The organism is Streptomyces sp. NPDC003393 (assembly GCF_053589015.1).
This window is the reverse complement of sequence record NZ_JBSFRB010000017.1, coordinates 118,408-139,575: the sequence shown is the minus strand read 5'-3', so window position 1 is coordinate 139,575 and position 21,168 is coordinate 118,408. Positions and strand designations below refer to the sequence as shown.

Annotated in this window: 19 protein-coding genes and 5 pseudogenes; 13 read left to right on the top strand and 11 right to left on the bottom strand. The window is 68.6% G+C overall.

All coding sequences use genetic code 11. From position 1 onward, the window contains the following. Nucleotides 1-201: 201 nt before the first annotated feature. Complete coding sequence (locus ACWDUZ_RS18975; RefSeq protein ID WP_451632947.1) at nt 202-1,032, top strand: NAD(P)H-binding protein; 831 nt, start codon at nt 202-204, stop codon at nt 1,030-1,032. A gap of 216 nt (nt 1,033-1,248) precedes the next feature. Here ACWDUZ_RS18975 and ACWDUZ_RS18970 read toward each other — a convergent pair whose 3' ends face one another. Further along, nucleotides 1,249-2,493 (bottom strand): cytochrome P450 family protein, encoded by a 1,245-nt coding sequence (locus ACWDUZ_RS18970; RefSeq protein ID WP_451632929.1) that lies wholly within the window; start codon nt 2,491-2,493, stop codon nt 1,249-1,251. 363 nt (nt 2,494-2,856) lie between these two features. On the opposite strand from ACWDUZ_RS18970, the gene ACWDUZ_RS18965 reads away from it, so the two are divergent. The 3 genes and pseudogenes from ACWDUZ_RS18965 to ACWDUZ_RS18955 form a co-directional block, all read left to right on the top strand. Further along, a complete protein-coding gene (locus tag ACWDUZ_RS18965; protein ID WP_451632928.1) occupies nt 2,857-3,837 on the top strand; it encodes a ScbA/BarX family gamma-butyrolactone biosynthesis protein in 981 nt (326 codons plus the stop codon). Between the two features lie 402 nt (nt 3,838-4,239). After that, nucleotides 4,240-4,404 (top strand): annotated as a pseudogene (locus ACWDUZ_RS18960) (peptidase inhibitor family I36 protein); the annotation flags it as partial. Between the two features lie 84 nt (nt 4,405-4,488). After that, nucleotides 4,489-4,620, top strand: a pseudogene (locus ACWDUZ_RS18955) (transposase); the annotation flags it as partial. Nucleotides 4,621-4,810: 190 nt separating this feature from the next. Here the strand turns inward: ACWDUZ_RS18955 and ACWDUZ_RS18950 are convergent. After that, nucleotides 4,811-5,155: a MerR family transcriptional regulator gene (locus ACWDUZ_RS18950; RefSeq protein WP_451632927.1), complete on the bottom strand. Its 345-nt coding sequence runs from the start codon at nt 5,153-5,155 to the stop codon at nt 4,811-4,813. Nucleotides 5,156-5,635: 480 nt separating this feature from the next. On the opposite strand from ACWDUZ_RS18950, the gene ACWDUZ_RS18945 reads away from it, so the two are divergent. Together ACWDUZ_RS18945 and ACWDUZ_RS18940 are read left to right on the top strand one after the other, a co-directional pair. Beyond that, entirely contained in the window at nt 5,636-6,130 is a 495-nt protein-coding gene (locus ACWDUZ_RS18945) for an SDR family NAD(P)-dependent oxidoreductase (RefSeq protein WP_451632946.1), read from the top strand. 955 nt (nt 6,131-7,085) lie between these two features. Then, a complete protein-coding gene (locus ACWDUZ_RS18940; protein ID WP_451632926.1) occupies nt 7,086-7,421 on the top strand; it encodes a hypothetical protein in 336 nt (111 codons plus the stop codon). A 971-nt stretch (nt 7,422-8,392) separates the two neighbouring features. On the opposite strand, the gene ACWDUZ_RS18935 is transcribed toward ACWDUZ_RS18940, so the two are convergent. Next, nucleotides 8,393-9,241: a tryptophan 2,3-dioxygenase gene (locus ACWDUZ_RS18935; RefSeq protein ID WP_451632925.1), complete on the bottom strand. Its 849-nt coding sequence runs from the start codon at nt 9,239-9,241 to the stop codon at nt 8,393-8,395. Between the two features lie 112 nt (nt 9,242-9,353). After that, nucleotides 9,354-10,832: a multicopper oxidase family protein gene (locus ACWDUZ_RS18930; protein WP_451632924.1), complete on the bottom strand. Its 1,479-nt coding sequence runs from the start codon at nt 10,830-10,832 to the stop codon at nt 9,354-9,356. Nucleotides 10,833-11,301: 469 nt separating this feature from the next. Between ACWDUZ_RS18930 and ACWDUZ_RS18925 the strand changes: the two genes are divergently transcribed. Then, on the top strand, nt 11,302-11,616 hold the full coding sequence (locus ACWDUZ_RS18925) for a PadR family transcriptional regulator (protein WP_451632923.1): 315 nt from the start codon (nt 11,302-11,304) through the stop codon (nt 11,614-11,616). Here the strand turns inward: ACWDUZ_RS18925 and ACWDUZ_RS18920 are convergent. Further along, nucleotides 11,513-11,880 (bottom strand): annotated as a pseudogene (locus ACWDUZ_RS18920) (amino acid permease); the annotation flags it as partial. The gene ACWDUZ_RS18925 and the pseudogene ACWDUZ_RS18920 overlap by 104 nt on opposite strands. A gap of 201 nt (nt 11,881-12,081) precedes the next feature. Between ACWDUZ_RS18920 and ACWDUZ_RS18915 the strand changes: the two are divergent. Continuing rightward, nucleotides 12,082-12,746, top strand: a pseudogene (locus ACWDUZ_RS18915) (site-specific integrase); the annotation flags it as partial. Nucleotides 12,747-12,752: 6 nt separating this feature from the next. On the opposite strand, the gene ACWDUZ_RS18910 reads toward ACWDUZ_RS18915, so the two are convergent. Next, nucleotides 12,753-13,673 carry an RNA polymerase sigma-70 factor gene (locus ACWDUZ_RS18910; RefSeq protein WP_451632922.1) on the bottom strand — a complete coding sequence of 307 codons (921 nt, stop codon included), beginning with the start codon at nt 13,671-13,673 and terminating at the stop codon, nt 12,753-12,755. Continuing rightward, on the bottom strand, nt 13,670-14,875 hold the full coding sequence (locus tag ACWDUZ_RS18905) for an NAD(P)/FAD-dependent oxidoreductase (protein WP_451632921.1): 1,206 nt from the start codon (nt 14,873-14,875) through the stop codon (nt 13,670-13,672). The genes ACWDUZ_RS18910 and ACWDUZ_RS18905 overlap by 4 nt, the downstream gene beginning before the upstream one ends. Before the next feature lie 330 nt (nt 14,876-15,205). Here ACWDUZ_RS18905 and ACWDUZ_RS18900 point away from each other — a divergent pair. The 5 genes and pseudogenes from ACWDUZ_RS18900 to ACWDUZ_RS18880 all read left to right on the top strand — a co-directional run. Next, nucleotides 15,206-15,382, top strand: a pseudogene (locus ACWDUZ_RS18900) (Tn3 family transposase); the annotation flags it as partial. A 247-nt stretch (nt 15,383-15,629) separates the two neighbouring features. After that, nucleotides 15,630-16,094, top strand: coding sequence for a DUF2199 domain-containing protein (locus ACWDUZ_RS18895; RefSeq protein ID WP_361740168.1), 465 nt, complete (start codon nt 15,630-15,632; stop codon nt 16,092-16,094). Further along, entirely contained in the window at nt 16,094-16,756 is a 663-nt protein-coding gene (locus ACWDUZ_RS18890) for a hypothetical protein (protein ID WP_451632920.1), read from the top strand. Before ACWDUZ_RS18895 ends, ACWDUZ_RS18890 begins: the two co-directional genes overlap by 1 nt. 117 nt (nt 16,757-16,873) lie before the next feature. Continuing rightward, a complete protein-coding gene (locus ACWDUZ_RS18885) occupies nt 16,874-17,491 on the top strand; it encodes a DUF6000 family protein (RefSeq protein ID WP_451632919.1) in 618 nt (205 codons plus the stop codon). A gap of 385 nt (nt 17,492-17,876) precedes the next feature. Next, nucleotides 17,877-18,275: a hypothetical protein gene (locus tag ACWDUZ_RS18880; protein WP_451632918.1), complete on the top strand. Its 399-nt coding sequence runs from the start codon at nt 17,877-17,879 to the stop codon at nt 18,273-18,275. Between the two features lie 1,514 nt (nt 18,276-19,789). Here ACWDUZ_RS18880 and ACWDUZ_RS18875 read toward each other — a convergent pair. The 4 genes from ACWDUZ_RS18875 to ACWDUZ_RS18860 are packed head-to-tail and all read right to left on the bottom strand — an operon-like array spanning nt 19,790 to nt 21,152. Then, nucleotides 19,790-20,113 (bottom strand): helix-turn-helix domain-containing protein, encoded by a 324-nt coding sequence (locus ACWDUZ_RS18875; protein ID WP_451632917.1) that lies wholly within the window; start codon nt 20,111-20,113, stop codon nt 19,790-19,792. Continuing rightward, nucleotides 20,110-20,379, bottom strand: a complete 270-nt coding sequence (locus ACWDUZ_RS18870; protein ID WP_451632916.1) for a tyrosine-type recombinase/integrase — start codon at nt 20,377-20,379, stop codon at nt 20,110-20,112. Before ACWDUZ_RS18870 ends, ACWDUZ_RS18875 begins: the two co-directional genes overlap by 4 nt. Then, nucleotides 20,327-20,884, bottom strand: coding sequence for a hypothetical protein (locus ACWDUZ_RS18865; protein ID WP_451632915.1), 558 nt, complete (start codon nt 20,882-20,884; stop codon nt 20,327-20,329). The genes ACWDUZ_RS18870 and ACWDUZ_RS18865 overlap by 53 nt, the downstream gene beginning before the upstream one ends. Further along, nucleotides 20,871-21,152 carry a phage integrase N-terminal SAM-like domain-containing protein gene (locus ACWDUZ_RS18860; protein ID WP_451632914.1) on the bottom strand — a complete coding sequence of 94 codons (282 nt, stop codon included), beginning with the start codon at nt 21,150-21,152 and terminating at the stop codon, nt 20,871-20,873. Before ACWDUZ_RS18860 ends, ACWDUZ_RS18865 begins: the two co-directional genes overlap by 14 nt. Nucleotides 21,153-21,168 lie beyond the last annotated feature (16 nt).

Sequence of the window (21,168 nt, the reverse complement as noted above, 5' to 3'; positions counted from 1 at the left end):
CCCCGGCCCGGCGCCCCCGGCCCGGCGCCACCTGCGCCGCCATGCGAAATCGGAAGTTCCGATTCGGCTGATTCCGAACCCTCTTCCGCGCGCCGTCCACGCCTCCTCCGCACCTGGTACGCCGGACAGGGCCGTCTGCCTGCCGGTACGGTCGACCGCGGCACACGGCCGGCGAAAGATCGGAGGAATCCGTTGATCCTGGTGACGGGCGCTACGGGCACGTTGGGGAGCGAGGTGGCCCGGCAGCTCGCGGCGAAGCACCCGCTCCGGCTGCTGGCGCGGCGGCCCGAGCACATTGCCCTGACCGGCCCCCTCGTGGAGACGGCGGCGGCGGATTACGGCGATCCGGCGGCGCTGCGCCGGGCCCTGCGCGGCGTACGTGCCGCGTTCCTGGTGACGAACCACCCCACCGAGCCGCACGACGAGCGGTTCCTGGAGGCGGCCGCCGCCACGGGCGTCGTCCACGTGGTCAAGCTGTCGGCCGCGGTGGTCGACGACGACATCGACGACATGATCACGCGCCGGCAGCGGGCGATCGAGGCGGCCGTGCGATCCGCCGGAACGACCTGGACTCTGCTCAGGCCACGGGCGTTCATGTCGAACACGCTGGCCTGGAGCTCCGGGATCCGCGCGAACGGCACGGTGTACGCGGCGTACGGCGATGCCCCCAATGCACCCGTCGATCCCCGCGACGTGGCCCGCGTCGCCGTACGCGCCCTCACCGAGCCGGGCCACGGGGGAAGGATTTATACGCTGGCCGGGCCCGAGCACCTCACCGCGCGGGACCAGACGCACATCCTGTCCGACGTGCTGGGCCGCCCCCTGCGTTTCAGGCAGTGGACGCTCCAGGAGGCACGCGACCAGCTGTCCCGGCGCTTTCCGCCCGCGGCGGTCGAGGCGCTGCTCGAGCGGGCGGCCCTGCAGGCGTCCGGGGGCAAGGCGCTGCACGGCGACGCGATGGCCGACCTGCTCGGCCGGCCCCCGACGGCCTACCGCACCTGGGCACAGGACCACGCAGACCTCTTCCTTTGAGGCTGAGCGTGCCCGCACTCCTGGCCCGGCAGAGGCAGTTGCGCGGCTCCAGTCCCCAGCAGGCGACGTCCGCCCCGTCGCGACGCCTTGCACGCCCTCTCGCCGCACCGGCCCGAAGCCCACGTACGCCCCTGTACGAGGGCTTCCGCCCCGGCACACCGAGAGCACGCACCAAAACGCCGCTCCGTCACGGGCAGACGCTGCCCGTGACGGACACTAGCCGGCCGGCCGGCCGAGTAGCACCGGCACTTCGCGGTGCCCGTTGGAGATGAACGACTCCACCGGGCGCAGTTCCTCGAACGGCACCGCGAGGCAGATGTCGGGGAAGCGCGTGAACAGGGCTTCGAGGACCACCTCCGCCTGCAGCCGGGCGAGCGAGGCCCCGATGCAGTAGTGCGTGCCGTGGCCGAAGGAGAGGTGCTCGCGGCGCGCCTCGCGGGTGATGTCGAACCGGTCCGCCGTGGCTCCGTGCACGGCGGGGTCGCGGCCTGCCGCCGCGAACGAGATGACCAGCGGTTCGCCCTTCGGGATCACGGTGTTCCCCGCCGGGACGTCCTCGACGGCGTAGCGCAGGATCCCGGTCGCACCCGGCGCCTTCATCCGCACCGACTCCTCGACCGCGTCGCCCCAGCTCGCCTTCCCTCTACGGATCAGCGCGAGCTGGTCGGGGTGGGCCATCAGCAGGGCCGCCGTGTTGCCGAGGACATTGACCATGGTCTCGTTGCCCGCGCTGAGCATCAGGATCAGGTTGTCGATGAGCTCCTTGTCGCTCAGCGGCCCACCGCTCTCCTCGTCGCCCGCCGACAGCAGATGGCTGGTCAGATCGTCGCCGGGGGTACGCCGCCTGAAGGCGACGAGCTCGCCCATGGTCCGGTACAGATCCTGGTGGTTGCGCTGCGCGGCCTCCAGCGACATCCCCGTGTCGAAGAAGCCGTTGATGATCCGCTGCAGCGGCTCACGGAACCTGTCGGGCACGCCGAACAGTTCGACCATCACCTCGCGCGGCAGGTGGTCCACGAACCTGGCACGCAGGTCCAGTGGCACATCCGGCACCTCCTTCGCGGCCAGCTCGTCCAGGACGACGGCCGCGATCTCCTCGATCCGCGGCCGCAGCAGGGAGATCCGCCGCGCGGTGAACGCCGGGGCCATCAGCCTGCGCAGCCGCCGGTGGTCCTGGCCGTACGCGGTGAACATGTTCTGCACCGAGACCCAGATGGCCAGTGGCCAGGTCTGTGCTATCTCCCCGTCGATCCAGGCGGGCCAGTGGCGGTAGGCGTCCTTGGAGACGCGCGGGTCGGTCAGCAGCCCCCGGATCACCTCAGGGTCGGTGGCCGCCCAGGCCCGCACGCCGCCGGGCAGCTCCACAGGGGTGACCGGCCCTCGCTGCCGCAGCAGATCGGCCTCCCCCTGGACATCCGTCCCCGACGGGTCGATGGCGTACGGACACTGCGGCTTTGACATCACTGTCTCCCAGGTGGCAAGGGCAGAAACGATCTTGCTCAGGCAACGCGGAGGCACTGTTCACCGTCGAGGATCCAGGAAATAAACCGCAGATCCGGTTTTACTATAGCCTCGGACGAGCCCGGCCGCGAGATGCCGCAACCGTGACGCTCCGCAGCCGCGCCAACCGGACAGCCCTCCGCTTCTGCTGTGGATCTTCTCGCCGTGCGCCACGGAAACGACGAATACGTTCCATGCGCCACAGCGGAAAATTTCACCAACACTCCGTTGGCCAAGCACACTTGAAAAGAAAACCGGTAGGTCCGTATCTTATGGATCCTGCACGTCTTGCCCGCCCCATTCCGACGGAGAGACGGAGACAAGGTGACCCTCCTGACGCTTCAAGAGGACGACCGCGCGATACCCGCGCAGCAGACCAAGAGACCCCAATCGCCCGACACCACCACCATGCCCCGGCTGACCACGACGGTCCCGCGTGAGTACGTGCACCGTTCGAGCCTCGCGGAGGTCTTCCTGACCGGCTGCGAGAAGCTGGACGACACGCACTACTCGCTCACCGGTCAGTGGCCGCGGGCCCACACCTTCTTCACCAGCGCCGACGGCACCCGCCACGACCCGATGCAGGCGGTGGAGACCATCCGCCAGGTCGGGCTCTACCTCGCCCATGCGGAGTTAGGCGTCCCCCTCGGCCATCAGTTCCTGATGTGGGACATAAAGGTCACCACGCATGCGGAGCGCCTGCTCATCGGCGCGGTCCCCAGCGACCTGACCCTCAAGGCGTCCTGCACCGACATGGCGTGGAAGGGCAGACGCCTGTCGGAGTTCACCATGCACATCGACGTCGAGCGTAACGGCCTGCTGTGCGCTTCCGGCGGGGGCCGCTTCTCCTGCATCGCCCCGGCGACGTACCGGCGACTGCGCGGGGCGGCCGCAGGCGCCCAGCGCATCGGCCGGATGACCCCCCCGAGCCCCGAGGCGCCCTCGGTCTACGGGCGGATCCTGCCCTTCGACGTGGTGCTCTCCCCCACCGGCCGCCCCGGTCACTGGCTGGTCGACCCCGACCCGCGGCACCCGATCCTGTTCGACCACAACGCCGACCACATCCCCGGCATGGTGCTGCTGGAGGCCGCGCGCCAGGCCGCCTGCAGCCTCGCACGGCCGCACGCGTTCTCGCCGTCAAACCTGCACGCCGCGTTCCTGCGCTACGCCGAGTTCGACGCGCCGTGCCGGCTCGAGGCCGCCCCGGCCCCCAGCACCGGCGAGAGCGCCGCCCGGGTCCTGGTCACCGGCCGGCAGGGGGACGCGGACGTCTTCACGGCCGAGATCACCGGAACGCTGAGCTGACCGCCGCCCGGCGGCGTCCGGCACCGCGGCACAGGCGCTCTCAGGTGATTCCCGAGCCCTTCTCCCGCACCCCTGATGCGCCGTCACTCTTCAGCCCGGGTCTTTCGCGCCACCACCCTGAAGAGCCCATTGACGTTCGGCCGGAACGAGGCAATCGTTTCAGCTTCGCTCCTCTCGGGCTCGACCAGAGTTTCAAGCGGCACACGCAGCCGCTTGTCGCGCGATGCGCTTCTTTCGCCATCACGAAACCGGAATTCCTTCTCTCACCTCTATTTCACGCAGACCGAGACATGCCCTGCCCCAGGGCGCCGGTGTATCGAATCCGCCGCCGCACCAACATCCCGACCCGCGCCGTCGTCGACGCCGCGTCTTCCGCTCGTGCGGGAGTGACGGCCATCGAAAGTGCATGACCGTTTCCTCACCCCGGCGCCCTCACCGGCCCCGGCGAACCCGCATCGGCCACCGGCGGCGCCGGCCCGGCGCGTGCCGGGATCGACTGACTGCCCGTCCGGGTACGTGTGCATCTACCCGGACATCGACTTCGGGGGTCAGCCGTGGGTGCGGCGTGCCGCGGACGGCGGGGTGAAGGACCTGCCCTCCGCGATCCACCCTTCAGGCCGTCGAAGAAGTTCCGGTACGCGGTGTCCAGGGTTCACAGGCCGGGTGAACCGGGCGATCATGCAGGGCCGGTTCTGGTCGCCGTCGTACTTCGCGGGTTCGTGCGGTGGCGCGCCGCTCCGGGTGGTCAAGGACTACATCGCGCAGCAGAAGCGGCCGGACTGAGCACGGGATGCCACAGGCGCGGCTCAACAGTGCAGATCCATGCCAACGGCCGAGGTCAGAGCGGGCTAGAGATGCGATTCACCCCCGCCCTGAAGGACGGGGCACTCTCGCAAGGTCAGAGGCAGGAAAGTCTGGTGAAGACGGCTTCGCTCGCGGACGGTCGGTGTCCGCCCGTGGCCTGGCGTTCTGATCAGGCCTTGGTCTTCGGCTGTGACTCGCCGCCCTGAGTGCGTAGTTGCTCGTTGATGCGCTGGGCTTCTTCGAGTTGGTCTTCGAGGATGACGATGCGGCAGGCGGCCTCTATGGGGGTGCCCTGGTCGACGAGTTGGCGGGCGCGGGCGGCGATGCGCAGTTGATAACGGGAGTAGCGGCGGTGACCGCCTTCGGAGCGCAGGGGGGTGATCAGGCGGTGTTCGCCGAGGGCTCGGAGGAAGGCGGGAGTGGTGCCTAGCATCTCGGCGGCCCGGCCCATGGTGTAGGCGGGGTAGTCGTCGTCGTCAAGAGGGGCGACGGGGCGGGTACTGCGAGGGGGCATAGACCTCTTCTTCCAGGGGACGCGTCGGGGGGCCCGGGTACCGAACTGGCACCCGGGCCCCGAGCTTTCAACACCATCTACCGGCTCAGAGCGCCGGCCTTGTGTGTCCGCAGGTTCCGCCTGGGAGGGCGGGGCTGCGGGGATCGTGAATGCGTGACCGGGGACCACCTTCCAATCCGAGGTCTGCGGTACCCGGGCTGACGTCGTCCTCGCCCGGGCGATCCTGATGGCGTTCTGCTCCTTACCTCGGTTACTCGGTTGTACTGCTGGATAACGCGGGTACTGCTCACGGCCCTCGGGCCGGGTTTTGCCTGACGTGCATGCACGGCAGTTCGTCTCTGCCGTGCCCTCATCGACTTCCTGAGTACAACAGAAACCGTAACCCTGCGATGAGCCGATGTCTACTGTGACCACGACAGGTTTTCTTCAGGATCGGTCTGTGGACTTCTGCGGGTCAGGCGGTAGGCCGCCGAGGCCACGCTGCGTATCGGCGACCAGATTGCGGGCATCGCCGCGGACGCCGCGCTCGGCGCCCACACCGAGGCGAACGTCGCCCGGACGCTCGCCGTCAACGTCAAGGGCACACTCTTCACCGTTCAGAAGGCGCTTCCGCCGCTGGCGGAGAACGTCTCCATCCTGGTCGTCGGCTCGAGCAACAGTGTGCGACCCAATGAGCAGCTCGAGGTCTACAGCGCCTCCAAGACGGCGGTGAGCAACCTCGTGCACAACTGGGCCCGACAGTCACGGGAGCGCCGATTCCGGGTCAACGTGCTCAGCCCGGGACCCACGCGGACCCCTGGCCTGCTGGACGCCGCGGGACCGGGCGCCGACCAGTTCGCCGAGGCCACCGTGCCACTGGGGCGGCTGGCCGACGCCGAGGAAATCACCGAGGCCGCCCTCTTCCTGGCTTCGGACGCCTCGTCGTTCGTCACCGGCGCCGAACTCTTCGCCGACGGCGGCTGCACCCGGGCCTGAACGACGGCCGGTGGTACGCCCGGTTCCCTCGGAAAGCGAGAACCGCTCGGTGTCGTCGGCGCGGCGGCCCCGCGGCACTTCCCGCTGGTGATGGCTGCCGCGCGCGCTGCCGCACTGGGTGCGCTCGGCGGGAGTCGCAACCCGGCGCGACCACACGGCCCCCCTGGCGAGCGCGACCGCGACCGCGCTGCTGCCGAGGTTGCCGGTCGCCCCGTTGACGAGCAGCGTCTCACCGGCCGCGAACCCGCCGGCCAACAGCCCGCCGTACAGGATGACGTGCACGCCGAGCGCGGCCCAGCGAACCGGGTCCTCCCCCGCCGCCGCGGGGAGACAGCCACCGCAGCAGCCTTTCACCGATGCGTCGGCGTGCCCGGGCCCACGTGCTCGCCGCAGACGAACATTTCCCGCGCGACCTGAACGGTTACGCGACCGCAACCAGTCCTGCGCCCTGCTGGCCGCCGAGGTCGCCCGTCTCACCCAGCTACTCGCTACCGGCTACCGCCCTGCCCTGGAGGCCGACTGTCGGCGCCCACCTGTGGAACGACACGACCGGCCGGTCGGGCGATCCGCATCTGCCCGTTCCGCCTGGCCTGCTACGTTGCCGTCGCGCAGGGTTCTGGCTGATTGCGGCCGCCTGATAGGTCAAGCACGAGGCCGCCCAGCACGACGGACTGGCCGGCACCGGCCCGTGCGCGCGGGTGCAGCACCCGCAGTACGACGGGTTCCTCCTCGTCGTGGTCGGGTCCCGCTGCAGTGACTGGCCGATCCGACCCTGATCAGCGGGACAGTCGAAACGTGGGGCGTGCCGACGCTGCCGTGCCGCTCGGACCGGGGCGTTGTCCGAGCCCGGCGATGACTTCACACTGAGCATTTCCATATCACCCATACATGGTCTTATCGGTCTTCTTAGGGTCGATTCAGACGATTTTCATGATCACGGGTCATTCTCTCTTCCGTGACCGAGAGCTTTCACAGCGGCGAGGACGTCGGCGACACCACTCAACCCATCGAGCGTCGGCGGTGTGGGCTCGGCGTGAGGCTCCGCTTCGGCTTCCAGAGCCGGGCGGCCGCCCTACCGGGCGAGATGCGTAAGGAGTACGACATGAGCAACCAGGCTCTGCACGTCGGCCCCGCCGGAGCCTTCCTGGTCCCGGAGGCGTACGAGAACGACGCGCCGGCGAGGCGGGTCCCAGAGGTGTCGGTTCCGCACCTGATGGGCCTACGCACCAGCGCGGCGCGCCCCCACCGCCGCAAGGTGCCGCTGAGCCGCCTCACCCCGGCGCTGGGCTGAGTCGGAGCCGCTGGCCCGACTGCGGGCGCTGATCCGCGCGGCCCATCGACAGCCAGTCGTGGCGGGTCCTGCCCAGCGGCTTTGATCGTGGGTGTCCGTCGGCAGTGCGCGCCGCCGGTTTCCGGGAAGATGACGCTTTGCGCCCCCTTCGGGTGAGCGGGCGAGGCGGCCGGCCGTATGGGCAGAGCGAGCGGCGTCCAGGAGGGCGACCCTGAGTGGCACGGCCGACGTCCGCCCGCCCTGATCACCGGCCCGGAAAGGTCTGTCCGGTATGGCACTGATATCTCCGCGTGTGGGCCGCGCCCTGCTTGCCTTCGGGGGAGCCTGCGCCCTCGTCCTGCTCACTCTGGTCGGCGTGAACGCGTGACGGCACCGCCAACCCTTCGCCTACAAACACCGGCGGGGGGCCCGCGTCGGCGCGGATCGTGATCAGGGGCTTCGCCATCAGCCCGGCGAAACTTCGGGTCGCCCCTGGAACCAAGGTCACCGTGGTGAACCCCCGCACAGCGTGGTGAAGCAGGAAGCCCCCGGAAGGGTCAGACGATCCAGGCCGGATCCCTGGACTTCAGGCCAGGGAGCACGTCAATGTGAGCTGAAGCCGTATCGGCCTACGGTCCGGCAGCTTGGTGATCAGCAAGGCACCGAACATGTTCACCACTGACACCGCGGTTGAGGGCTGTCGAGGGCGCTGAGGCCGGCTCGCCGTTGCGGGCTCCGTGTTGCGGCGCGCCGTCGTGCGTCCCTGTTCAACTGGCCCAGTTTGGCGACGAGGCCCTGGCCACGCCGCACCCGGCCCCCACCGGCGCCCTTCTCGTGCACCCTCCAGCACGTGCTGCTCGTTCGAGAGCCGGTCTTCAGATCGGACAGCTGGGCCAGGGCGTCGTCTTTCAGGCGCCCCGCTCCGACACCGGGCACGATCGGTTGCATCAGGTCGGTCGGATGCCATGAAGGGCGCTTCGGTACATCGGTGATCACATGGAGGTACGCGAGCTCCACAATTCGGGAAAGACGGGCTGGTCGAGGCCGCGGCGCAGCCATGCGACGGCGTCCGTACCGTAGTAGCCCGGCTTGGCGCCGAAAGTGCGTACCGTCACGGTGAGGTGTCTTTGCAGCCACCGGGTGAAGTGCTCGCTGACCTGGGTCAGCAATTCGCCCAGCGCCTGTAGCGCTGCGAATGATTTCTCGCGGTAGACCCGCACCCATGCTGCCTCGACCTCTGGCCGAGGGACGTACGGTTCGGCAAAGTCGCGGTGAACGACCTCCTCGGGCAACGGCAGCCCTCTGCGCCCCAACAGCGCCAGAACCTCGTCGTACAGACTGGGCGCGCTGAGCGCCTCTTGAAGCCCCTTGTGGATCAGCGGGGTGGACCGGTGCGGCTCCAGCATCTTGGAGGACTTCAGGCCCAGCAGGAACGCCATGTGCCGGTACATGTACGAGTGGACCGAGGAGGACTCGCCCTTTCCCAGCCGAGCCTTGATGGGGTTCCAGTCCGCGGGCGTCATGTCCGCGTAGCTTTCCCAGGTGCCCTCCAGAGCACGCAGATGGCTGACGCTCCGGCGCAGGGTGAGGGAGGCGGCGCAGACGTCGTCGTCATGGACTTCGCGTCGCGCTCGGGCGAGCTCATGACACAGCAGCCCGAAGTAGAGCTCCATCACCTGTGAGCTCACCACAAAGCCCATGTCGTAGGCGGATTCCGTTGCCGGCCGTTGAAGCGTGTGCAACTGCCGTACCTGGAAGTACTCGATGTATCCGGTGGTGCCGTCGTCGTCGCCCGATGTAGCAGACGGTGGACGCAGATCGCGCCAGGATTTGTTGGCCATGAGGACTCTCTCCCGGGGGTTGATGGCGCTGCTCCAGACGGTTCGGGGCATCGCAGACCTAGGCAGGAACCCCGAGCACGATCATCCGGTCTCAGCGGCGGGCGGCACGGTTTCAGCGGCAGCGCAGCAGGATCATGAATCCATAGTCCATGTGGAGCTGCTGGTGGCAGTGGAACAGGGACAGTCCTGGCTGGTCGGCGGTGAAGTCGAAGTCGAGGCGCTGGTAGCCGCCGAGCATGACGACGTCCTTGTGCAGGCCGTGGGTGGGGGTGCCGGCGATGTGGGTGACCTCGAAGGTGTGGCGGTGCAGGTGGAGGGGGTGGATGTCGTCGGTGGCGTTGCGGAACCGCATCCGGTACCGCTTGCCGCGTTCGACATCGAGGACCGGTTTGTTGGTGTCCATGGAGAAGGGCACGCCGTTGAGGGTCCAGATGTTGAAGCCCTTGTCGGCGGCGTTGCGTTTCTCCACCAGCAGGTCGAACGTGTGGTCGGGCCGCTGAGTGGCGGTGCCGGGATGGGCGAAGGTGCGGTAGTCCCACTTGGATTTTGGCGGTGCAGCCCATTGAGGGCTGCCGCTGCGGCCGGCATATTCCACCACGGCGCCCATGCCGGCGTTGCGGTCGTCGTCGGCCAGATCTCCCAGGATCCACACGCCCGGGTGGTTCATCTCCACCAGGGCCGAGACGCGTTCGGCGGTGCCGATCCACAGCACCGGCACGTCGGCCGGGCGGGGTACGGGGTTGCCGTCGAGGGCGACCACTTTGAAGGTATGGCCGGGCAGGGCCAGGCTGCGGATCTCGGTGGCACTGGCGTTGAGGACGTGGAACAGCACGCGCTGCCCGACCTTGACCTTGACCGGCTGCCCGTGGCCGAGTTTGCGGCCGTTGATGCTGAAAACGCGGTAGCCGACCTCGTTGCCGTGCGGCATGCCCCGGGCCAACGAATCGGCCATCGCCTTCTCACCCCGCTGCCTCAACTCCGGCACCTCGGTCCCGGCCAGGAAGTCCTGGGCCATGTCCCCGCCGTGACTGAGGGAGGGCTCAAACTCCTTCAGCGTCAGGAAGACCTCCTGGTCGTAGGCCCCGAGGTTGGTCTTCGGCTCGATGTAGACCGGCCCTGCCTGACCGGTGTACGTGCCACGGTTCAGATCGCCGAAGGCTGCCACATGCGTGTGGAAGAAGCGGAAACCGGCCGGTCCCGGCGTGAACGCCAGGCGCCGCATCCCATGCGCGGGAATGAACGGCGTGCCCTCCTCCGACGCCCCGTCCACTGAGGCGGGAACCCGCTGCCCGTGCCAATGCAGCAGCTCGGGCGTGCCGGTGTCGTTGTGAACGTCGACCACGACCGGGCGGCCCTCGGTGAACCGCAACAGCGGACCGGGGAACTGACCGTTGTACGTCGTGGTCGTCACGACCGTGCCCGGCGCGAGCTCGACGCGCCCGGTCGCGATCCGCACCGTGTAGTCCGCCTTGACGGAAGCCGACGTGTCGGACGCCGCCGTCGGGCTGCAAGCGGCGACCAAGCTGGCCCCACCGCCGACCATCAGGGACCCGCCACCCAGCTTGAGGGCATCGCGACGAGAGATCGGCACAGTTCTGCTCCCTTCCCTGATTCTCAGGGGCGACCTCCGCAGACACGGGAGGCCCGCTCGGTCACTGTGTGCTACTGATCGACTGCGGTAGGACAATCTAGCTCGCCCCGACGCCGGATGCCGCGCCTGCGCGAGGGCGTCATGTTGCACGTTCGTTCGAGCGTTGTAGGGGCGAGCACTTCACCTGTACGCAGGCTCGGCAGGATGGTTCGTGCGCGAGTCTGCCGTGCCGCATCTTGGCCGCTCGCTCTCACTTGCGTGGGTGCGACCTGGCCCGTCCATCGGTCGACGGGAGCGGTCGGCCGACCACTCCCCCGCCTTTCTGCGGCGCGTGGACTCGAAGGCCGATATCGGTTTCGTCGCTATCGAGTGGGGCGGCGTGGAGGTGGACGGTGCGTGAATTCCAGCGCGGCGCAGTGCGGTTGCACATCCTCACCATGCCGCCGAAGGGGAGATCCACGGCGCGTGGATGGCGGAGGAACTGGCGTACCACGGCTACGACATCAGTCCTGGAACGCTGTATCCGACGCTGCACCGGCTGGAGGCCGACGGGCTCCTGGTCTCCGAACAGCAAGTCGTCGACGGCCGTGTCCGGCGCGTCTACACGGCCACAGAGGCCGGCCCCAAGGCACTGGCCGAACTGGCCCGTGAAGTCCCTGGGCAAAGACGCTCCATAGGCCCTACGAGGTGCGGCGTGCGTTCACCGCATACCGCACTCCGTACGCCGCAGCCCCCAGCACCAGCACTGCCGCACCCCACGCCACGGACGTCACGGGCAGGGTGAAGGCCAGCAGCAGGCAGCCGGCCAGGCCGACGGCAGGGACGATGCGGGGTGGCCGGTTCTCCGACGGCATCAGCGTCCAGGCCGAGGCATTGGCGACGCGTAGTAGACCAGCACCGCGAAGGACGAGAAGCCGATCGCGCCGCGCACGTCCACCGTCGCCGCCAGCACCGCGACGACCAGGCCGACAACGAGCCCCGCGCGGTGGGGCACCTTGAAGCGGGGGTGCACGGCGGACAGGGCATGCGGCAGGTGCCGGTCGCGGGCTGCGGTTGGCCTCCGCTCCGAGGCGGCGTCGGCTGTCCTCCGGGGCCGACCGGCCCGGCCGTCGCGGTGGCGGCGGTTGGCGGGTCGGCTACTGCTGCAGGCTCTTCAGGTATCCGTGCAGGGACCCCCCGGGGGCTGACAGCGCAGTGAGCACCGCCCGGGCGGCACAGGCCGGGCGGCGCTCCCCCATGTTCAAGATCGCTGGCTCTTTCAAGCTGGTGCCGCAAGCGCGGCCACGACGCGCCCGCCGTGCCGGCCTGGTCGAAGCGGCTGGCCGTGCCGGACTCGGAGACCCCGGCACGATCGAAGATGGCGATCGACCGGCTGATCGCCCGCCGCGAGGTCCACCTGCGGGAGAAAACCTTCTACCGGATGCTCTACGAGACAACCGCCCGGGCGGAGGAGATCCTCGGGCTGAACATCGAGGACCTGGACTTGGCCGGTCGCCGTGCACCGGTGAAGGCGAAGGGCGCCCGCGCCAAGACCCGGCGCCGCGGGCAGACCCGGGAGGACTTCGTGCTGGAGACGGTCTACGTGCTCGTCACCCACCGCCGCCCGGAGCCGGGCAAGGTGGTCTCCGCGCGAGACGTCTGCCCGGATACCGGGTTCGCCCGCCTGTCCTACGGTCAGGCCCGCGCCCTGCTGGACGAGCACACCGCGGTGCGCGGGCCCGGTACCGGCTGGGATCTGCACGAGTACCGCCACTCCGCCCTGACCCGCCTCGGCGAGCAGGGCGCCTCGCCGCTGATGCTCATGGCGAGGTCCCGGCACAGAAGCCGGAGAACGTCCGCCGCCGCTTCAAGCCGCCCCCCGAGGCAATCGCCGAGCTCACCAGCCTGCTCGCGCCCGGCGGCAGCATGCGGTGACGACGCTCACTGCGTTCCGAGGTCGTAAGCGGTGCCGTCGGCGACGGCCTGGAGTTTGTCCGGGTTGGCCACGTTGTGGATGGCGGTGATACAACCGTCGGCGTCGAAGTCGAAGGTGACGGTGGCGATCACGCGTCCCGGCCCGCTGAACACGATGCCCGGCCCACCGTTGATCTCGACGAGTTCGGCTTTCATGTCGGCAGGCTCGACGCCCTGGTAGGTGACGGTGCCGATGGCCGCGAACCAGGCGGCCACCGTGGCCGCGCCCACAACCGGGCGCAGGGCCTGGCGGACCTTGCCGCCGCCGTCGGTCCACAGGGTGACGTCCGGGGAGAGCAGGTCCATCAGGGCGTTGACGTCCCCGCCGGTCGCGGCGGTGAAGAACCGCTCGGTGGCCTCGCGCTGCCGCGACCGGTCGGCGGCGAAGCGCGGCCGCCGGGCCCGCACGTGCTCGCGGGCTCGGTGCGAGGCCTGCCGCACCGCGGCTTCGGAACGCTCCACCGCCTCGGCGATCTCGGCGTGGCTGAAGTCGAAGACCTCCTTCAGCACGAACACCGCGCGCTCCAGCGGGCTGAGCGTCTCCAGCACCACCAGCATGGCCATCGAGACCGACTCGGCGTCCGTGACGACCTCGGAGGCATCCCTGCCGGTGAGGATGGGCTCCGGCAGCCACGGCCCCACATAGGTCTCCCGCCTGTGCCGGGTGGAGCGCAACCGTTCCAGCGCCAGGTTCGAGACGATGCGCGTCAGGTACGCCTTGGGGTCGGCCACCTGCGAGCGGTCGGAGGCGGACCATTTGATCCAGGCGTCCTGGACCGCGTCCTCGGCGTCGGCCGCGCTGCCCAGCAGGCGGTAGGCCACGAAGAACAGCAGCCGCCGGTGCTCGTGGAAGACCTGCTGGCCGGGGTGGGCGGACAGGTCGGTCACTTGGCCTCCCGGAGCCGGGTGAAGCGGCCCCCGCGGGGCCAGAACGCTCCCGAGGCGGGCATCTTCTTCATACGGCCGTAGGTCGGCCAGGGCGAGGCGGTCACCGTCTCCTTGTACCGGACGGCCATGCGGCCGGTCAGGCAGATCCGGCGCGGGCTGTCATCAGGCCGTGTGAACTGCACCACGGCGTCACCGCGTCCCAGGCTCACCGGCGTGTGGTAGTAACCGAAGCGGAACGGCTTGGGGTGCCTGCCTCTGAGCACCCGGTCGATCGTCAGCGCGGCGTGCACCCCGGTCGGCATGCCGCCCTGGCAGGTGCCGTGCATGACGCCGTAGCCCTGGCGGATCGCGGCCGCATCGCCGATCGCGTACACCTCGGGGTGGGACACCGACCGCAGCGCGGCGTCGGTGACGATACGTCCGTGCCCGTCGACGGCCAGCCCGGCGGCGGCCGCCAGCGGCGAGGTCCGCGTGCCGCTCGTCCACAGGACCGCGTCGGCCGCAATGCTCTCCCCGCCCGCCAGCTCGACCGCGTCGGGCAGCACCTTCACGACCTCGACGCCGGCGCGCACCTGGACGCCCAGCCGGTGGAGCGCGGCGTGCACATACGCCTTGGCCTTCGGGGCCATGGTCGCACCGGGCTCCTGCCTGCCCAGCAGCACGACGCGCAACTGCGGGTGCCGCTCCGCGATCTCCGCAGCCGCCTCGATGCCGGTCAGCCCGCTGCCCGCGACCACCACCGTGCCGCTGCCGAGCCGCGCCAGCCGGTCGGCCAGCAGCTCGGCGTCCTGGCCGCTGCTCAGGGTGTAGGCGTGGTCCTCGGCCCCCGGCACCGCCGAGGTGTCGGCGACGCCGCCCAGCCCGTACACCAGCGTGTCGTAGGGCAGCACCCGGTCATCGTCGATCCGCACGGTCTTCGCGTCCGGGTCCACCGCCGTCACCCAGCCGCGCACGAACTGCGCGCCCGTGCCCTCCAGCAGCTGAGGGATGCTCAGCTCGGCGAGCTGCTGCCCGGTCGCCGTCATGTGCAGCCGCATGCGCTCGGTGAACCGCTCCTGCGCGTTCACCACGGTCACCCGCACTCCCCCGCTTCGCCGCGCCCTGGCCGCGAGCTGGACGGCCGCGGCCATGCCCGCATATCCCGCCCCCAGGATCACCACGCGGTGCATGCTCGCCGTCCCGGTCTCCTGCCGTGCGCTCATCGTTCCGTCCTCCTCGGCTCGCTTGCTGACGCCCACCAGATGGGAGCAGGCGGCCTGGATGTGACATGGGCCGGATGTGATGCATGACACAGGCTGAATCGGGGCCCGCCGGAAGGTGGGCGAAGGGGTCCGCGAAGCCGTCATGACCTGGCGGGCGTGACGACTGCCAGTCCCCCTCGGGGCAAGGGCCCGCAAGCAGGAAGTCTCCGGTCAAGCAGACGACGGTCAGGACAGGTTCGGGACGTCACTCATGTGTCGTCGGCAACGTCCTTGTCACGCAGGGGACGCAGTCCACCGGTCAAGTCGGGCAGTTGGAAGGAGTAGCGGCCCAGCCTCGTACTCTTCAACACCCGCTACTTGGACGCCGCCGTGAACCATCTACGCGCGGACGGCTTCGACGTCAGCGACGAGGACGTCGTCCGCCTCTCCCCGTTCGTGCGACACCACATCAACATGCCGGGGAGTCGCGCGGGGTCCAGGCCACTGCCTTCCCGCCCAGGCCCGCTGCCTGGTCGTTTGTTGGCGGAGTGCACTTGTTCCGTAGCTGCTGTATTCCGGCGCCAAGGAAGCCACGTGCCATCGCCTGTCGTCGGGGGAGCCAGCTGTGACTGAGCGTGGTAGTTGGCCGCGCAGGGCGGTGGCCGAGTAAGCCCCCTTCGGGTCCGGCTGGAGTCCGTCGCTAGGCTCCGGGCCCATGACCAGTGATTTGGGGTTCACCTGCGCGTGCTGCGGGGCCCACCACCCTGAGCTGCCGATGAACTACACGGCAGAGGCCCCCGCCGTGTGGCAGCCGGCCTTCGCCGACGCCGAGGACTGCTTGCTCTCTGCGGACCAGTGCGTGGTTCGCGGGCAGCACTACTTCGTGAAGGGCCTGATCGAGATACCGGTCATCGGCAGTGCCGAGGTGTTCTCCTGGGGCGTCTGGGTCTCGCTCAGCCGAGAGAGCTTCTCCCGAGCCTCGGATCTGTGGGACAGGCCCGGCCGCGAGGCTGAGAAGCCGTACTTCGGCTGGCTCACCACCGATCTTCCGGTATACCCGGCGACGACGCTCAACCTGAAGACGCGCGTCCATACCCGTCCGGTCGGCGAGCGCCCCTTCGTCGAACTGGAGCCCACCGACCACCCCCTCGCCATCGAGCAGCGCACAGGAATCAGCCCGGAGCGCGTACGGGAGATCGCGTCGGCCGTGCTCCACTCCGGGGACGGCGAGCAGCGGTAATGGCTGACCAGCCCGTATCGTCCGTCCCGGTCGCGCCTGCCGGCCTGAGCCGCAGGGCCCAGCGGTTCATCGAGACGGAGGGCATACGTGTTCGCCGGCAGGACATCCGTCGTCACCGCGACGCGTGGATCAAGCACGGGATCCCCGCTGCGGAGATCGAGCGGGCCGCTGCCTTCCAGGACCGCTGGGGCGGCCTTGCCCTGCCGCCGGCCCCGTTCTACGAGGGCGGTCCGCGCATCCTGGACGCCGACTGCCCCGAGGAAGTGCCCGCGGAAGGCTGGTCGTTCCCGGCAGGGGACTGCCGGGTGTCCATGGCCTACAGCTTCATGATCGGCCCCGACGGTACATTCGGCATCGACGCCTACCAGTGGACGCCCCTGCATGCCAGCACTGACGGATGGGTGGAATCCCTGGCGCTCGCCGCTCATGCCCGCCGCTGGGCCACGACCGTCACAAGGGTTAAGCGCAAGGCCGTCGACACACTGGATCTCGGCGCATTCGAGCCGGTCCCCGAAGTACAGGGTGTGACCGACTCGTGGTGGCGAGGCAAGGACTCCCTCATCGCCGTGTACCGGGGTGAGGCCATGGGCCTTGATGCCCCGCAATGCCTCGAAGCGCACATCTACGGGGGCCTCGACGAGTGGGGCCTCTACGGCGGCTGACCTACGGGCCTTGGGGCTGAGCGCATACTTCAGCACAGGTGCCAACTACCGTACTCACTCACATCGGGGCAAGGGAGGACTGGCTCTGTTCCGAGGCGGCACGGCAAGATCGCCAGTGTGATACGCCATCCTCACGACGATGCTGAGTTGCTGGCATTGGTTCGTCGTTACGTCACGCCCGAGCGACGCTACCTGAAGCTCGGCGGCGGCTTGCTGCGCATGCAAAGTCCTGAGTGCTACCGATTTATGCGAGACCTTCGTGAGGACGCGGGACTCATCACCGCAGATGAGGTCGCCAAGCTTCTTGAGGGCGGCTGGCGGGAACGAAGAACTGCGGCTTGGCTCGTAGCCGTCTCCCGCCGGACCGAGTTCCGTGAGCACCTCGGGGCACTCCTGCTGGCCAGCGAGGTCTGCTGCGTTGGGCTGGCCTACTGCGTGGCCCTGGCCAGTTTCGGAACGGCGCGCGACGCTGATTTGCTCGCCGCCTACCTGGATCGCTACCTCTGCCGCCCTGACCTCGCGTACGACCAGACCGTCGTCATGGGCGCTCTCCAGTTCATCGACCTGAACATTGGAGGTGGCCAAGCCGACCGCTTCCGAGAACCGGGGGGCCTGTGGCAGCAGTGGCTCCAGGATGCACCTCACATGAAGGGCGACTCGGACCCCACCCCCTTCTTCTTGAGCCTCATTCGTCGGCTCTGCGCATTCGTCGACGAATGCGCAGAGGTGCTATGACCGCCCCCATCTCGTGATGGTCTCTCTGATCCATGGCCGTCGACCGGGGAGCAGTCAGATCTGCGTGCGGGACGCGATGTAGTCGAGCCAGTCGCGTCTGGCGTATCCGGTCCACCGTGTGGCGTTGCTGATGCTCGTGCCCGTGAGGTCCGCGAGGACGGATGCCGGCAGGCCGGAGGCCAGGGCAAGACGGGCGCTGTTGCGGCTGGCGAGGCCTTCGAAGCCGTGACGTCGTAGCAGTAGGCCGAGGTATTCGGACCGGATGGGTCGCGCGGGTTCCTGGCCACGGTGTTGTGCTGGCTGTCTGGTTGATAGTCCAGCGCTCCGCGCTTACTTTCCGCTGCTCGAGCAGCAGTTGATCGACTCTGGGCGGCAAACGCAGGCTGTGCCCATCGATACCGAGTTCCACAACGTCGCCGCCGATGATCACGTCGTGGGTGGTGAGGCCGAGGAGCCGCGTGTAGGGAAATCCGAAGAGCAGTACCAGGGCCCCGACGGTGCGGACGATGCCAGGGAGATCCTCTGCCGAGAGGCAGCGGCGCAGTTGCTGAACCCGTTCTTCCTCTTTGATGAACGTCTTGGGTGCGGCAATGCGTGGGGGCGGCACGTGCAGGTTCGAGGCGAGGCCGCGGCGCTCGGCCCAGGTGATGAAGGGTCTGACGTCCCTTCTCGTGATGCTGCCTTCGTCGAGCCACCGGTCGAGTTCGAGCTGAGTGAGCTGATCAAGGCTTGTTCCCTCGTCATCGAGCCAGGTCAGCAGTTCGAGTACTCGCCTCAGTGTTGACCTCGTTCTGTTCTGCGTAGAGATTCGAGTGGCTCTGCCGCGGTTAGCGCGGCGGACTCGATGCAGGAGGTCCCAATGGGCGAAGGGGGTGACGATCCGCCGATGATGGTCGGGCGCATGCGCCAGCAGGTCATCCGCCGATCGAGGAAGGGCTTCGAGGTACTCGTCGCGCGGAGGCAGGACTGCAGCCGCGACGAGCAGGTCGCGGACGTATCGAGTCGCCGGTGTACTCGCCAGCTCGTCGAACCGTTGGTGGGTCGGCTTCGTGCCAGTGCTCTTGAGCTGGTCAAGTAGATCGCTGACCCCGTCGCGGGACAGCCAATAGATCACGCTGTGTGGCCGTCCGGCGCCGGTCAGGGCTAGGTATGTGGCTGCCAGAGGAGAGGGCAGCACGTCCTCATCGCCTCCGAGTCGTTCGGCCAGTTGGGCCTTGAGGAAACACCGTGAGCACAACCGGACGCGGTAGATGCCGTCGCTGCTGGAACCGCACCCCGCACATGGGTAGGTGAGGTCCGATCCGACGCAGGGGCCGCACACGTCCGTTCCGTCGGCATCTCGCGCGACCAGTGGGCGTCGCTGCTGACAAAGCGGACACGCTGCTGGCTTTCGCCGGACGCTGCCGTAGCAGGCTTTGCATACGGGCCCCATAGGCCACTCCGCTTGTACCCGTGCCATCTTGGAGCACCGTGCGCAGGGCCTTTCAGGACGCTGATGGCAGGACTGGCACAGGGGCCTTCCGTTGAGACGGCGTGCGCAGGGAGCGACCTTGCCGCAGTTGGAACACGGCTCGGCGGGCGGCCGGTAACAGCTCTGGCACTTCTCCGCTCGGGTAGCGGAGCCGCGCCGAACAATGCGGCTGAGCTCTCCGCATGTGCCGCACCGACGGACGGGCGGCCGGTAGCACTTTCGGCAGACGGGACCCGACTCAGTGATGGCCTGGGCGGGAGCTTGTTCACCGCAGACGGAGCACTGGTGCTGTGGACGGGGTGCACAGCTCTGGCAACGTACGCTGCCGTCGGGCAGGCGGGCCGAGGGGCGCCGTACGTGCCCGCATCCTCCGCATTCCGTCGCTTTGGCCTTGCCGTAACAGGTCCCGCACAGGGGGCCGTCAGGGCCCCGGGCGGAGATTCTCATGCGGCGGTGGCAGCGGCAGCATGGCTCCGGCGGATACGTCCGGGCGACACAGGTGGTGCAACTGCGTCCGGCTTCTGTCCACCGGTCGAGGTAGGGGGTGACCCGTCCGCATCCTGCGCATGCCGGCAGCGTGACGGGGCGCAGGCCGGCTTGAGCGAGAGCGTAGGCGAGACGCACCGCCGACGGGGGCATGTGAGTGCCCGGGTGCTGCAGAGCATCAGGGTGCCGCTCGAAGTGCTCAGCGAGGGTGATCCAGGCGCGGCCGCGGATCGAGCTACGGTCCACGGCTTGAGCCACCTGCTCAGCGGAGGGGTGCTCCAGGACCGATATGACGTGGTCGAGGACGGCTTCTCGGGCTGCCTCGGCCTTGCGATGCACGTTCACGTCAGGTCCGGTCGACGGATCGTGGTACGTCGGGCCGCCGGCGGGGGTCCAGCAGTATCTCCGCCGGCCTTGCGCAATTCGGCGTTGACGACCTGCACCTCGATCAGGTCGTTGGGCTGGCAGTCCAGGATGTCGCACAAGGCTGCAAGTGCGTCCGTGGACAGTCTCTGCGGCGTCTGGGTGACCAGGCGGAAGACCTGCTCGCGCGACAGGTGCACGCCACGTTCGGCCAAGTGCGTGACCAGGTCCGTGGTCTGGAACATGCCCTTCTCCGCCATCCGGATCCGCAAGTGCCAGGCGATACCCATCTTCCGGATCATGCTTCCAGCCCCCATAGATCGCCGTGCCGGGCCTGCAGCGAACGCAGCAGGAGTCGGTTGCGGTACTCGTCCGAGACGTGGCTGTAGATGGCCGTGGTGCTGGCGTACGCGTGGCCGACCTGGTCTTGGACGAACCTCTCCGGATAACCGAACTCGATGAGATGAGTCACGTAGCTGTGCCGTAGCGAGTGAAGATCCAGCTCCGCTGGCAGGTCAGCTTCTTGGCGTGCCGACTCGAAGGCAGCGTTCAGTCGCCGCAGAGACATACATACGGCCCCGCCGCTCGGTGACCCAGAACGCCGGGTGCTTGCCCGGGTTGAAACCGGGTCTGACCTCGGTGAGGTACTGGTCGAGGACTTCGACGATCCAGTCCATCTCCGGCACGGTAAGGACACTTCGGCGCTTGGGAGGGCCTCCCTTCGAGGCCTTGCCGTAGCGCACGAAGACCGCTCCGAAGTTGCGGTAAGAGGCGACCTTCGGGTTCCGGCGCAGGTCGCTGATGTCCAAGCCGCATGCTTCCTGCCGTCGTAGCCCGTACGCGTAGACAGCCTTGAGGACCATGGCGTCACGCAGGGCGGCGAGGGAACCCTTGCGCCGCAGCTTGCGAATGGCCTCCACACGGCCGTCAGCAGCGTCGAAGAGCGCCTGCACCTCGTCGTAGGTGAGTGGGCGCCGTTCGGCGGCACCCTCGTACTCACTGCTGTGAGTGACGGTGTTCCACTCGTGCAGCAACTGAACCGGAGCCCGATCGAAGCGCTCACTGCATGTCACCGGCCAGCCGTAGCGGGGCATCGGTGACGTAGTCGAGAAACAGTCGAAGATCGTTCTGGTAGTTCCGAGCCGTCGACACAGCGAGCGGCTTTCCTGGACGCCGAGTTCGAAGGTAGTCGAAGAAGGCCTCCAGTTCCGCGGGCTCCCACTGCCAGGGGTACTGGTTCGTGAACCGAGCGAGCCGCTTGACCAGGGAGACCCTGGGGCGAATGGTCGACTCCCAGTCGAGGAACCGCGTGCGCTGCTGGCGAGCCCATCCATCCAACATTGCGTCGAAGACGGCG

Coding starts and splice junctions, on each gene's coding strand:
- ACWDUZ_RS18970 (WP_451632929.1), bottom strand. CDS start 2,493: ATGTCAAAGCCGCAGTGTCCGTACGCCATCGACCCGTCGGGGACGGAT.
- ACWDUZ_RS18950 (WP_451632927.1), bottom strand. CDS start 5,155: ATGCCCCCTCGCAGTACCCGCCCCGTCGCCCCTCTTGACGACGACGAC.
- ACWDUZ_RS18935 (WP_451632925.1), bottom strand. CDS start 9,241: ATGGCCAACAAATCCTGGCGCGATCTGCGTCCACCGTCTGCTACATCG.
- ACWDUZ_RS18925 (WP_451632923.1), top strand. CDS start 11,302: ATGGCGGAGGAACTGGCGTACCACGGCTACGACATCAGTCCTGGAACG.
- ACWDUZ_RS18905 (WP_451632921.1), bottom strand. CDS start 14,875: ATGAGCGCACGGCAGGAGACCGGGACGGCGAGCATGCACCGCGTGGTG.
- ACWDUZ_RS18895 (WP_361740168.1), top strand. CDS start 15,630: ATGAACTACACGGCAGAGGCCCCCGCCGTGTGGCAGCCGGCCTTCGCC.
- ACWDUZ_RS18890 (WP_451632920.1), top strand. CDS start 16,094: ATGGCTGACCAGCCCGTATCGTCCGTCCCGGTCGCGCCTGCCGGCCTG.
- ACWDUZ_RS18875 (WP_451632917.1), bottom strand. CDS start 20,113: ATGATCCGGAAGATGGGTATCGCCTGGCACTTGCGGATCCGGATGGCG.
- ACWDUZ_RS18870 (WP_451632916.1), bottom strand. CDS start 20,379: ATGTCTCTGCGGCGACTGAACGCTGCCTTCGAGTCGGCACGCCAAGAA.
- ACWDUZ_RS18860 (WP_451632914.1), bottom strand. CDS start 21,152: ATGTTGGATGGATGGGCTCGCCAGCAGCGCACGCGGTTCCTCGACTGG.